Annotated in this window: 12 protein-coding genes; 8 read left to right on the top strand and 4 right to left on the bottom strand. The window is 66.0% G+C overall.

What is annotated here, in order from left to right; translation table 11 throughout:
• Positions 1-3: 3 nt before the first annotated feature.
• The 5 genes from IB257_RS04605 (at position 4) to rlmD (ending at position 5203) form a co-directional block, all read left to right on the top strand.
• Positions 4-858 (top strand): peptidoglycan DD-metalloendopeptidase family protein, encoded by an 855-nt coding sequence (locus tag IB257_RS04605; protein ID WP_054453979.1) that lies wholly within the window; start codon positions 4-6, stop codon positions 856-858.
• A complete protein-coding gene (locus tag IB257_RS04600; protein ID WP_054453981.1) occupies positions 855-1634 on the top strand; it encodes a 3'-5' exonuclease in 780 nt (259 codons plus the stop codon). Before IB257_RS04605 ends, IB257_RS04600 begins: the two co-directional genes overlap by 4 nt.
• Before the next feature lie 180 nt (positions 1635-1814).
• A complete protein-coding gene (locus IB257_RS04595; RefSeq protein ID WP_119449666.1) occupies positions 1815-2420 on the top strand; it encodes a hypothetical protein in 606 nt (201 codons plus the stop codon).
• Between the two features lie 357 nt (positions 2421-2777).
• Positions 2778-3530: a TorF family putative porin gene (locus IB257_RS04590; RefSeq protein ID WP_054453985.1), complete on the top strand. Its 753-nt coding sequence runs from the start codon at positions 2778-2780 to the stop codon at positions 3528-3530.
• 185 nt (positions 3531-3715) lie between these two features.
• Positions 3716-5203, top strand: coding sequence for a 23S rRNA (uracil(1939)-C(5))-methyltransferase RlmD (gene rlmD / locus IB257_RS04585; protein ID WP_192491921.1), 1488 nt, complete (start codon positions 3716-3718; stop codon positions 5201-5203).
• Between the two features lie 25 nt (positions 5204-5228).
• Here the strand turns inward: rlmD and cueR are convergent, their stop codons facing one another.
• Positions 5229-5621, bottom strand: a complete 393-nt coding sequence (gene cueR / locus IB257_RS04580; protein ID WP_054453989.1) for a Cu(I)-responsive transcriptional regulator — start codon at positions 5619-5621, stop codon at positions 5229-5231.
• Between the two features lie 124 nt (positions 5622-5745).
• Between cueR and IB257_RS04575 the strand changes: the two genes are divergently transcribed.
• The 3 genes from IB257_RS04575 to IB257_RS04565 all read left to right on the top strand — a co-directional run bounded on the left by IB257_RS04575 (position 5746) and on the right by IB257_RS04565 (position 8501).
• Complete coding sequence (locus IB257_RS04575; protein WP_054453991.1) at positions 5746-5946, top strand: heavy-metal-associated domain-containing protein; 201 nt, start codon at positions 5746-5748, stop codon at positions 5944-5946.
• A 176-nt stretch (positions 5947-6122) separates the two neighbouring features.
• A complete protein-coding gene (locus IB257_RS04570) occupies positions 6123-6851 on the top strand; it encodes a glutathione peroxidase (RefSeq protein WP_192491920.1) in 729 nt (242 codons plus the stop codon).
• 213 nt (positions 6852-7064) lie between these two features.
• Positions 7065-8501 carry a dihydrolipoyl dehydrogenase gene (locus IB257_RS04565; protein WP_175160420.1) on the top strand — a complete coding sequence of 479 codons (1437 nt, stop codon included), beginning with the start codon at positions 7065-7067 and terminating at the stop codon, positions 8499-8501.
• Positions 8502-8572: 71 nt separating this feature from the next.
• Here the strand turns inward: IB257_RS04565 and IB257_RS04560 are convergent, their stop codons facing one another.
• From IB257_RS04560 to IB257_RS04550, 3 genes are all read right to left on the bottom strand, one after another.
• Complete coding sequence (locus IB257_RS04560) at positions 8573-9463, bottom strand: 23S rRNA (adenine(2030)-N(6))-methyltransferase RlmJ (protein WP_054453997.1); 891 nt, start codon at positions 9461-9463, stop codon at positions 8573-8575.
• A 12-nt stretch (positions 9464-9475) separates the two neighbouring features.
• A complete protein-coding gene (gene ugpQ, locus IB257_RS04555) occupies positions 9476-10225 on the bottom strand; it encodes a glycerophosphodiester phosphodiesterase (RefSeq protein WP_054453999.1) in 750 nt (249 codons plus the stop codon).
• 109 nt (positions 10226-10334) lie between these two features.
• Positions 10335-11627, bottom strand: a complete 1293-nt coding sequence (locus tag IB257_RS04550) for a M20/M25/M40 family metallo-hydrolase (protein ID WP_054454001.1) — start codon at positions 11625-11627, stop codon at positions 10335-10337.
• Positions 11628-11629: the final 2 nt, after the last annotated feature.

Here is an 11629-nt window from a genome sequence, read left to right as displayed (position 1 = left end):
CGTATGCTCAACGGGCAGTTGCAACTGACCGATATCACCCTGGGCGCGTCCATGACGCGCCTGCGCCGCCCGCTCTTCATCGCGGGGGCTCTCAGCCTGTCCATCCTGGCTGGCTGCGCTTCCAAAGGCACGCGCGCCCCGGTGGTCGACATGACCGGCGGGCAACCCGCGCCGGCGACCCAGACCGGCGGCACCTATGTGGTGAAACCGGGCGACACGCTCTACAAGATCGCCCGCGCCAACAATGTGGATGTCGAAAACGTCAAGCGTTGGAACAACCTCAGCGACCCCAACCAGATCTCGGTCGGCCAGGTCCTGAAGATGTCCGGCAGCGCCAGCGGCGGGGCGCAGACCGCGCCGGTCGCGGGCTCCAAGACGCAGCCGCGTCCGCTGGACCAGCCGGAAACCCTGCCGCCGCCGACCACTGAAACCACCACGCCGCCGCCCACCGCGCCGGTCGAGACCAAGCCCGCCACGCGCGCGGCCGACGCGGCCGTCATCAATTGGGCCTGGCCTGCCAACGGCCAGATCGTGCAAGGCTTCAACAACAGCAGCAAGGGCATCGACATCGCCGGCGCGCTGGGCGATCCGGTCACCGCCGCCGCCGACGGCTTGGTCAAGTACAGCGGCAACGGTGTGCGCGGCCTGGGCAACCTGATCATCGTCGAACACCAGAACGGCTTCATTACCGCTTACGCGCATAACCGCGCGGTGCTGGTGAAGACGGGCCAGAACGTCAAGCGCGGCGCCAAGATCGCCGAACTCGGCCAAAGCGATACCACGTCGCCGCGCCTGCACTTCGAGATCCGCCGCCAAGGCCAGCCGGTGGACCCCATGCAGTATCTGCCTGCCCGATGACGCCCACTCTCGTCTTCGACCTGGAAACCATCCCCGACGCCGAGGGGCTGCGCAAGCTCAACGGCTGGGGGGCTGATGTTTCCGACCAGGAGGTGGTCGAGCGCGCGCTGACCGCGCGCCGCGAGGCCGTGGGCCATGATTTCCTGCCGCTGCATCTGCACAAGGTGGCGGTGGTGGGCTGCGTGTTCCGCGACGACCAGGGCTTTCGCGTCAAGACCCTGGGCCAGCCCGACGATCCCGAAGCCGCCTTGCTGGCGGGCTTCTTCAAGACCATCGAGCGCTACACGCCCAAGCTCGTGAGCTGGAACGGTTCCGGCTTCGACCTGCCGGTGCTGCATTACCGCAGCCTGATCCAGGGCGTGCCCGCGCCGCGCTACTGGGACATGGGCGAGGAAGACCGCGACTTCAAGTTCAACAACTACATTTCGCGCTACCACTCGCGTCACCTGGACCTGATGGACCTGCTGGCCAAGTACAACGGCCGCGCCAACGCGCCGCTGGACGAACTGGCCAAGCTTTGCGGCTTTCCCGGCAAGCTGGGCATGGACGGCAGCAAGGTGTGGGAAGCCTGGAGCCAGGGCCGCGCCGATGAGGTGCGGGCCTATTGCGAAACGGACGTGGTCAACACCTGGCTGGTGTATTGCCGTTTCCGTTTCCTGCGCGGCGAACTCGACCGTACTTCCTACGAAGCGGAAATCGCGCTGGTGCGCGACACCCTCAGCGCCAGCGATGCGCCGCACTGGAAGGAGTACATGGCGGCCTGGGACGCCAACTGAGCGGCGTCTCGGCCGGAGGATCCGTCTTCCGGCGGACAGGATCGAACGGGGCCCGCGAGGCCCCGTTCTTGCGTCTGGATCATGCGCAATCGACTGAAACATTGCTTGCGCCCGCGAAACCTGGATGAAACCGGGCCAATCGCACAATGGCCTCGCTTTCTTCACTTTCAGGAGACCTACATGTCCCGATTCGCTATCCGCTCCAATTTGGCCGCTCTTGCATTTGTCGCCGCGACGGGCGGCCTGGTGGCCGGCTCCGTCATGGCTGCGCCTCCTCCTCCCGCTGACGGCGGCCCCGCCGCCATGCACGATGGCCAGCGCGGCGGCTTCCACAAAGGCATGCGCGACGGCCTCTTCATTCCCGGCCTGGGTCCGGTGACCAAGGCGCAGGTCGCCGAGCTGAAGCTGGACGACAAGCAGCAGGCCTTGTTCAAGACCGCGCAGGACGGCCAGCGCAGCCTGCACGAAGCCATGCGTGCCTCGGGCGGCAAGCGCCACGACCTGCTCAAGGCGCAGCTGGACAGCGGCAAGCTGGATCCCCGCGCGCTGGTCGAACAGTCCGAAAAGTCGCGTGATGCCTTCGGTCCCCAGGCCAAGCAGGTGCGCGACCAATGGCTCGCGGTCTGGGACAGCCTGAACGACACCCAGCGCGGCCAGGTGACCAAGTTCGTCAAGGAACGCCAGGACCGCATGCAGGAGCGCCACGCCCGCATGGAAGGGCGCCACGGCAAGGGCAAGGCGGATGCGCCCGCTGCCGCCGCGCCGGCCAAGCCTGCCGCCAACTAAGCAGTGCGGCCGGCCGTCCCGGCCGGTGCACGCCAGCAACCCCGGACACGCGACCGCGTGCCGGGGTTTTTCATTTGGCGTCCGGGATGGCGGCTGGCGGCGGCTCGCCATGCGTACCGATAGGGAGCGGGTTCCCCGTTTTGACGCATAAGCGCGTGCGCCGGCACACGCGTCCGCACTGTTCTGGTGCGGCGCGGGCGCCGTCAGCGGGCGATGCGCCTGCGTATCGGCTTGCCGCAGACCTGGCACGGACATTGCTTTGTGGAGTAGGAACCGGTTTCAAACGCTGCATCGCCGGTCCTAGTGATGCGCCTCGGCCATCTACCTACTCGACAAATCCGATCAGGACTCCGCACCATGAAGAAGACGTTGCTAGCCGTGCCCTTTGCGCTCGCCGCTTGTTTCACCGCGACGGCGCAGGCCGAACCCACCGACCTGGGCGGCGGATTTTCGCTCAGCGGCAACGCCGCCATCGTCAGCGACTACCGTTTCCGCGGCTACTCGCAGACCGACTTCCGGCCCGCCGTGCAGCTGGGCTTCGACCTGACCCACAGTTCCGGCTTCTATCTGGGCAACTGGAACTCCAATGTTTCCGATTTCGTGTTCACCGACGGCAACCTGGAAATGGATTTCTACGGCGGCTGGAAGGGCGACGTGGGCGGCGGCTTCACGCTGGATGCGGGCGTGCTGCATTATTACTACCCGGGCTCCAGCTCGCCGAAGGGCGGCAACTACAACAACACCGACCTCTATCTGGGCGCGTCCTACGGCAACTACAGCCTCAAGTACTCCTATACGCCCAGCGACTTCTTCAGCACGCCCGACAGCAAGGGCACCTGGTACCTGGACGGCACGGCCAACTTCGACCTGGGCGACGGCTGGGGCCTGGTCGGCCACCTGGGCTACCAGAAGCTCAAGAACCAGACCAATATGGACGGCGACTCCATCGGCCATTACGTCGACTACAAGCTCGGCGTGACCAAGGACCTGAAGGGCTGGATCCTGGGCCTGGCCGCCGTGGGGGCGACCAAGGACAACTGGCTGCCGACCAAGTACGGCCATCCTTCGGGCCGCCTGGGCGCCGTCTTCTCGGTGGCGCGTTCCTTCTGACCGATATCCGTGGCGGCGCCTGGCAGCGCCGGCTTTCGGGCTTGCCGACGATTGGCGGTGACCGCCGTCCGGGGCAAGCCCTTTTTTCATCGGGAGACCGTTCCGGCCCCACATCGCCATTTCCAGGATTGGCCGCAGTCCTTCTACAATAGAAGGTTGCGTGTAATTCTTCTGGACTGCGTGAGATGTCTGACGTTTTGAGTATTGAATCCCTGGACCTGGAAGCCAGGGGTATCGCCCGCCGCGACGGGAAGGTCGTCTTCGTGGAAGGCGCCTTGCCGGGCGAACGGGTCACCACGGTTACGCTGCGCCGCAAGCCGTCCTACGAGATTGCGCGCGTGGACGAGGTGCTGCGGCCCTCGTCGCAGCGCGTGGCGCCGCGCTGCCCGCATTTCGGCGTCTGTGGCGGCTGTGCCATGCAGCACCTGGAACCCAGCACGCAGGTCGCCATCAAGCAACGTTCGCTGGAAGACACCTTCTGGCATGTCGGCAAGCTGCGTCCCGCGCGCATCCTGGCGCCGCTGCAAGGCCCGACCTGGGGCTACCGCTACCGCGCCCGCCTGTCGGTGCGCGTGGTGCCCAAGAAGGGCGGCGTGCTGGTCGGTTTCCATGAGCGCAAGAGCAGCTATGTGGCCGACATGCGCGAATGCCATGTGCTGCCGCGCCACGTCAGCGACCTGCTTATCCCTTTGCGCGAAATGATCGGTTCCATGTCCGCGCCGGACCGCATGCCGCAGATCGAAGTGTCGCTGGGCGAGGGCGTGATCGCCCTGGTGCTGCGCCATCTGCTGCCGCTGACCGATGGCGACATCGCCATCCTGCGCGCCTTCGCCGCCAAGCACAACGTGCAATGGTGGCTGCAGTCCAAGGGTCCGGAAACCGTGCACCCGCTGGAGCGCGAGCACGGCGACACGCTGGCCTACACCATGCCGGAATTCGGCCTGCGCATGCCGTATCGGCCCACCGATTTCACGCAGGTCAATCACGCCATCAACCGTGCGATGGTGTCGCGCGCGCTGAAACTACTGGAGGTGCAGCCTGCCGACCGCGTGGCGGATCTGTTCTGCGGGCTGGGCAACTTCACGCTGCCGCTGGCGACGCAGGGCAGGGAAGCCGTGGGCGTGGAAGGCAGCAAGGCGCTGACCGACCGCGCTTTCGACGCGGCATCGCGCCACGGCCTGGGCGATCGCACCAGCTTCGCCACCCTGAACCTGTTCGAGGTGGATGTGGAATGGCTGCGCGGCCTGGGCTACTTCGACCGCATGCTGATCGATCCGCCGCGCGAAGGCGCGCATGCCGTGGCGCAGGCCCTGTCGCTGTTGGAGGCGCACGAGCGCCCCGTGCGCATCGTCTACGTGTCCTGTAATCCGGCCACGCTGGCGCGCGATGCGGCCATCATGGTGCATGAAGGCGGCTATGTGTTGAAGAGCGCGGGCGTGATCAACATGTTCCCGCACACGGGCCATGTGGAGTCCATTGCGGTGTTCGAATCGCTGGACGCCGAAGGTATCCAGGCCGTGCGGGAACGCGCCCGCCAGCGCGCCATTCAGGCGGCGGCCGAAGCGGCAGCCGCGGAAGAAGCCAAGGCCGCGGCCGCCGCCGAGAAGGCGGCCGCCAAGCAGGCCGCCACCGACGCCTATCACGCCAAGGTCGCGGCCGAAGCGCAGGACTGACGCCGCGGGAAGGGCCTGGGCCGTTTCAGTGCTTGCAGCCCAGGCCTTCCAGTATCGGGCAGTCCGGCCTGTCATTGCCCTGGCAGTGTTCGGCCAGATGCTTCAAGGTGGCCGCCATGTCGCGCAGCGCCTCGGCCTTGCGCTCCAGTTCCTGCACGTGTTCCAGCGCGATGCGCTTGACGTCGGCGCTGGCGCGGCTGCGGTCCTTCCACAGCGCCAGCAACTCATTCATCTGTTCCACCGAAAAACCCAGGTCGCGCGCGCGGCGCACGAAGTGCAGCGTATGCAGATCGTGTTCGCTGTACACGCGGTAGCCGGAATCCGTGCGTCCGGCGGGGCTGATGAGGCCGATGCTTTCGTAGTAGCGGATCATCTTGGCGGAAATGCCGGAACTCCTGGATGCCTCGCCGATATTCATTGCTGTGCTCCTGTGTAGCCTGAGTGCGATTCTACGCTTGACCTTTCCATCATGGGAAGGTTTAAGCTGCTTTCCATGGTGGACGAAACGTAGTCCATCGCCCTTGAATCCTATGGAGATAACTATGAGCATCGAGTTCCAAGTGGCTGACATGACCTGCGGCCATTGCGCCAAGACCATTACGGCCGCGGTGGCCCAGGCGGCTCCGGGCGCGACTGTCACGATCGATCTGCCCACGCACCGCGTGACCGTGACCGGGGCCGATGACGCCGACAAGATCGAAGACGCGATCCGCGACGCCGGCTACCAGCCGCAGCCGGTGTAATTCCTCCAGGCGCGAGGCCGGGCTATGATAGATCCGGTCTCGCGCTGGTTATTTATTCATTGCTAAAATCTATCGATTCATTGAATTTATTAAATTTGAATAATTGATAGTAAGGATTTATCATTCTTTCCATGGTGGTTAATCAAACAACCCCGCTACCCCAAGGAGAGATTTGAATGCTGCAAAACCGCGAAGGCCAACGTGTTCCGAACGTAACGTTCCCGGTCCGTGAGGACAACACCTGGAAGAAGGTGACGTCCGACGACCTGTTCAAGAACAAGACCGTCGTGGTCTTTTCCCTGCCCGGCGCCTTCACGCCGACCTGCTCGTCGACCCACCTGCCGCGCTACAACGAACTGGCTCCCGCCTTCTTCGCCGCCGGCGTGGACAGCATCGTCTGCGTGTCGGTCAATGACACCTTCGTCATGAACGAATGGGCCAAGGACCAGGAATCGGCCAACATCACGCTGCTGCCCGATGGCAACGGCGAGTTCACCGAAGGCATGGGCATGCTGGTCGACAAGAGCGACCTGGGCTTCGGCAAGCGCAGCTGGCGCTATTCCATGCTGGTCAAGGACGGCGTGGTCCAGAAGATGTTCATCGAGCCGGAAAAGGAAGGCGACCCGTTTGAAGTGTCGGACGCCGACACCATGCTGGCGCACTTCGCCCCGTCGGCCAAGAAGCCCGACCAGGTGGTCGTGTTCTCCAAGCCGGGCTGCCCGTTCTGCGTGGAAGCCAAGGCGCTGCTGGATGCCAAGGGCTACGCCCCGATCGAGATCCCGCTGGAAAACAAGGTCCGTGGCCGCGTGATCGGCGCCGTCTCGGGCAAAAGCACCGCCCCGCAGGTGTTCATCAATGGCGCGCTGATCGGCGGCCTGGAAGACCTGAAGGCGCACTTCGCCTAAGCGTCTGCAACGCTACCGGTCCCGGGTTCGCCCCGGGGCCGGGCAGCAGGGCGGTTCGCCGCCTGCTGCACCCTTCACGAGTTTCCCTTTTTACGCATCTTTGTGCGCGGCCCCCGGCGGGCGCTGCGGGACTGTCCACGTCCATAGGGTGCGGAAAAAGGCGGAATCCGCCTTTGAATTCCTGCTCCACGCCACATCGGGGGATACCCAGTCATGAAAACTCTGCATACCGATATCGCTGTCATCGGCGCCGGCACGGCCGGCCTGGCCGCCTACCGCGCCGCCCGCGCCGCGGGCCAGCGCGCGCTGCTGATCGAAGGCGGTCCCTACGGCACGACCTGCGCCCGCGTCGGCTGCATGCCGTCAAAGCTGCTGATCGCCGCCGCCGAAGCGGCCCACAGCGCGGCCCACACCGAGCCGTTCGGCGTGCATGTGGGCGGCGAGATCACGGTCGATGGCGCCGAAGTGATGGACCGCGTCAAACGCGAGCGCGACCGCTTCGTCGGTTTCGTGCTGGAAGGCGTGGAAAGCATCCCGGCAGAGGACAAGCTGCGCGGCTATGCGCGCTTCGTGTCGGACACGGTGCTGCAGGTGGACGAGCACACCGAAGTGCATGCGTCCCGCGTGGTGATCGCCACCGGTTCGCGGCCGTCTGTGCCGCCGCCGTTCCGTGCGCTGGGCGACCGTCTGGTGCTGAACGATGACGTGTTCGCCTGGGATGATCTGCCTGGTCGTGTGGCCGTGTTCGGTCCTGGCGTGATCGGGCTGGAACTGGGCCAGGCGCTGGCGCGCCTGGGCGTGGAAGTGCGCGTGTTCGGCGTCAGCGGCAGCCTGGGCGGCATCAGCGATCCGCAAGTACGCAATACGGCCCGCAAGATCTTCCAGCGCGAGTTCTATCTAGACCCGGACGCCCGCGTGCTTGAAACCACCCGCGTAGGCGACGAAGTGGAAGTGCGCTACGTGACGCTGGACAACACCGAGCGCACCGAACGCTTCGACTACGCGCTGGTGGCCACGGGCCGCCGCGCCAACGTGGACGGGCTGGCGCTGGAAAACACCTCGCTGCAATTGGACAAACACGGCGTGCCGTTGTTCGACCGCGAAACCATGCAGGCGGGCGATGCGCCCATCTTCATCGCGGGCGATGCCAACGCCGACGCGCCGCTGCTGCACGAAGCCGCCGACGAAGGCCGCATCGCGGGCGAGAACGCGGCGCGCTATCCCGAAGTGCGCAAGGGCCTGCGCCGCGCGCCGTTGGCCGTGGTGTTCTCGGACCCGCAGATCGCCATGGCCGGGCAGGGCCACGCACGGCTGGTGCCGGGCACCTTCGTGACGGGCGAGGTGGACTTCAGCGACCAGGGCCGTTCGCGGGTCATGCTGAAGAACCGCGGCATGCTGCATGTCTATGCGGACATCGAAACGGGCCGTTTCCTGGGCGCCGAGATGGTCGGCCCCAGCGCCGAGCACATCGGCCACCTGCTGGCCTGGGCTGTGCAGCAGGAGCTGACCGTGGCGCGCATGCTGGAAATGCCGTTCTATCACCCCGTGATCGAGGAAGGCCTGCGCACTGCCTTGCGCGACGCGGCGGCCAAGCTGGCCCGGGCGCAGGAGGCGCTGCGGCGGGAAGCTCCGGAGAATGAACTGGCTTGAACGCCAGCGCGATCCGCGACACCAGCAAAAAGGCCACGAAACATCGTGGCCTTTTTGCTTTTCGTATCGGATCAATCGTCCGACTGCTTCTTTGGCACCGGGAACGGATTCTCGCGGAACTGCAGCGTGAAGCCGGCGCGCTCGTCCTGTCCCAGCGTGCGGGCCAGATACGGCATGGCTTGCTTCAAGGCGTCGTGCAACGTCCAGGGCGGATTGATCAGGAACATGCCGCTGCCGTGCAGGCCGTAGCCGTCGATGGCTGCTTTCTTGACCGTCAAGGTCGCGTGCAGCCAGCTCTTGACCTTCAGGTTCTCCAGGTGGCGCGCCATTTCATTGGCTTCGCGGCGCTGGACCAGCGGGTACCAGACGGCGTAGGTGCCGGTGGCGAAGCGCTTGACGCATTCCTTGACCGCGTTGAGCGTGCGGCGATAGTCGTTCTTGTCTTCGTACGAGGGGTCGATCAGCACCATGCCGCGGCGCGTGGGCGGCGGCAGCAGCGCCTTGACGCCTTCAAAACCGTCGTCGCCGTAGATCGTGGTCTGGCGTTGCGCGGCGCGGCCCTGGTGTTCCAGGTTGCCGACCAGCGTGTCGATCTCGGTAGGGTGCATTTCGAACAGGCGCAGCCGGTCGGACGGACGCAGCGCGTCCAGCGCCAGCCATGGCGAGCCCGGATAGCGCCTGAGGCGGCCGTTGGTGTTGTAGCCGCGGATCCGGGCGACGTAGTCGGCCAGGATGGGCGGTAGGTCCTCGGCTTCCCACAGGCGGCCGATGCCGTCGGCGAACTCGGAGGTCTTGGCGGCCCAATCGCTATCCAGGCTGTAGAGCCCGGCGCCGGCGTGGGTATCGACGACCCAGTAGGGCGCGTCCTTCTTGTTGAAGTAATCCAGGGTGTGGATCAGGATGGCGTGCTTGAGTACGTCGGCGTGGTTGCCGGCGTGAAAGGCGTGGCGGTAACTGAACACGGGCGTTCTGCCTCAGGCGGCGGGCCGGATCGCGGCCAGCTCGTCGGTGAAAATGCCGTCGATGCCCCAGTCGAGCAGCAGGCGGGCGCGCTCCGGGTCGTTGACGGTCCAGGCGGCGATACGGTAGCCGGCGGCATGCACGGCATCGATCAGCTCACGGGTGGCGTCCTTCTGATTGATGTTCAGGGCCACGCACTCGTACTTGGCCAGGCGTTCGCGCCAGTCGGCGGGTACCTTCTCCACCAGCAGCGCGCGCGGCAATTCGGGGGCCGTTTCCAGCGCGGCCTGCAGCGCTGCTTCCGCGAACGAGGACAGGAGCGGCGCTTCGGCCGCGCCTTGCCACAGCTGGCGCGCGGCCAGCGCCACGGCGCGGCCGGTCTCGGCCTCGCGGCCCGGGCAGGGCTTGATCTCGACGTTGCTGGCGATGCCGTTGGCCACCGTGTAGCGGGCGACGGCAGCGAAGGTGGGCAGCGGCTCGCCCGCGTAGGCGGCGGAATGCCAACTGCCGAAATCCAGCTGGGCAAGCTCGGCGTAGGTCTTGGCAGCGGCGGGGCCGCGGCCGTTGGAGGTGCGGTCCACGTCGTCGTCGTGCATCAGCACCAGCACGTTGTCGCTGCTCAGCTTGACGTCGTATTCGAACATCGTGAAGCCGTGCTCGGCGCCTACGCGCATGGCGGCCAGGGTGTTCTCCGGGGCCAGACGGCCGCCGCCGCGATGCGCGATGTAACGGGAGTAGGGCCAGGAGGGGAGTTTTGCGCTCATTTGGGGTGTTGCTTCGGGTTCTTTTGGTCAGGGTTGCAAGGATACTCCTTCTGCACGCCCGTTCTGCGCCTGCCGCGGCGCGCGGGAACGCCGCGGCAGGTCTCCAGGCCTATTTCATGGGCGCCTTGTCCTGCGACACGTCCATGATCATCCGCGCGGCAAGGTACAGGCGCGGCACGATGCTGTTGATCTGGATGTACTCGGCGTCGTTGGAATGCGCGCCAAAGCCGCTCAGGCCCATGCCTTCGATTACCGGGCCGCGCGCCTTCAAGGCGGCAAAAGCGGCGTCGGTGCCGCCGCCGCTGGCGCGGTCCACGACCGTCATCGGCAGGTCCAGCTCTTTGTAGATCTGCACGCCGTGTTGGGCCAGGGCGCGCGAGGCCGGCGTGGCTTCCAAGGGCGGGCGGCGCACTTCGAACTTCACGCTGACCTTGGATTCGGGCAGCAGCTTCTTCTGTATGCGTTCTTCCAGTGTGCGCGACAGCGCATCGAAATCGGAGACGCGCAGGGCGCGCGCGTCGGCCTGGGCGGTGGCCTGGCCCGGAATGACGTTGCGGTTGGTGCCGGCCTGGGCCACGGTCCAGTTCAGCTTCAAGCCTTCCTCGGGCTTGGACAGCTTGTCCAGCTGCAGCACCTGGTGGGCCAACTCATACAGCGCGTTGACGCCGCCTTCGGGCCGCGCGCCCGCATGCGAGGTCTTGCCCTGCACGGTCAGGTAGGCCGCGCCGATGCCGCTGGTGGCCAGCGTCAGGCGCGCTTGCGCGCCGCCGCCTTCGAACGAGAACACCGCATCCTGGTCGGCGCCCAGGCGGGTAATGGTGCTGCGCGCGCCGGGCGAGCTGATTTCCTCGTCGCCGTTGATCAGCACGGTAATGGTGCCGTAGTCCTCGAAGCCCAGTTTTTGCAGCAGGGTCAGGGTGTGGATGATGGCGGCCACGCCATGCTTGTCGTCGGCGATGCCCAGGCCGTAGGCCTTGTCGCCGTCGATGCGGAAAGGCTGGTCCTTGAGCATGCCGTTGCGGTAGACGGTGTCCATGTGGGCGATCAGCATGATCTTCTTCTGGCCTTTACCCTTGAATTCGGCATGGACCATGGGGCCGACCTTCTCTGGCGTGTCGTCCAGGCGGAACACGTCGGTGGGCTGGATGATCTCCACCGTTCCGCCCAGCGCCTTGAGCCGGTCGCGGATCAGGACGGCGATGCGCTCCACGCCCTCGACGTCCTTGCTGCCCGACTCGATGCCGACCAGGTCGCGCATGGTGTCCAGCATGCCTTGCTGCTGGGCTTGCGCGGCTTCGTGGACGGCGGCGACGGGCGCGGCCAGCGCGGCGGGGGCGCCGCCGACGAAGGCCAGGGCGATGCAGGTGCGCAGGAGTTGCAGGCGGGGAGATGTGTACGGCATCA

Origin of the sequence: Achromobacter sp. ACM03, from assembly GCF_014851665.1 — a bacterium.
Classification (GTDB): Bacteria; Pseudomonadota; Gammaproteobacteria; order Burkholderiales; family Burkholderiaceae_B; genus Achromobacter; species Achromobacter aegrifaciens.
Note: the sequence above shows the minus strand (reverse complement) of the source record. Positions and strands in the feature narration are given on the sequence as shown.

Bases quoted from the DNA above. Each gene is read 5' to 3' on its own strand.
- IB257_RS04605 (WP_054453979.1), top strand. From the start codon at position 4: ATGCTCAACGGGCAGTTGCAACTGACCGATATCACCCTGGGCGCGTCC.
- IB257_RS04600 (WP_054453981.1), top strand. From the start codon at position 855: ATGACGCCCACTCTCGTCTTCGACCTGGAAACCATCCCCGACGCCGAG.
- IB257_RS04595 (WP_119449666.1), top strand. From the start codon at position 1,815: ATGTCCCGATTCGCTATCCGCTCCAATTTGGCCGCTCTTGCATTTGTC.
- IB257_RS04590 (WP_054453985.1), top strand. From the start codon at position 2,778: ATGAAGAAGACGTTGCTAGCCGTGCCCTTTGCGCTCGCCGCTTGTTTC.
- rlmD (WP_192491921.1), top strand. From the start codon at position 3,716: ATGTCTGACGTTTTGAGTATTGAATCCCTGGACCTGGAAGCCAGGGGT.
- cueR (WP_054453989.1), bottom strand. From the start codon at position 5,621: ATGAATATCGGCGAGGCATCCAGGAGTTCCGGCATTTCCGCCAAGATG.
- IB257_RS04575 (WP_054453991.1), top strand. From the start codon at position 5,746: ATGAGCATCGAGTTCCAAGTGGCTGACATGACCTGCGGCCATTGCGCC.
- IB257_RS04570 (WP_192491920.1), top strand. From the start codon at position 6,123: ATGCTGCAAAACCGCGAAGGCCAACGTGTTCCGAACGTAACGTTCCCG.
- IB257_RS04565 (WP_175160420.1), top strand. From the start codon at position 7,065: ATGAAAACTCTGCATACCGATATCGCTGTCATCGGCGCCGGCACGGCC.
- ugpQ (WP_054453999.1), bottom strand. From the start codon at position 10,225: ATGAGCGCAAAACTCCCCTCCTGGCCCTACTCCCGTTACATCGCGCAT.
- IB257_RS04550 (WP_054454001.1), bottom strand. From the start codon at position 11,627: ATGCCGTACACATCTCCCCGCCTGCAACTCCTGCGCACCTGCATCGCC.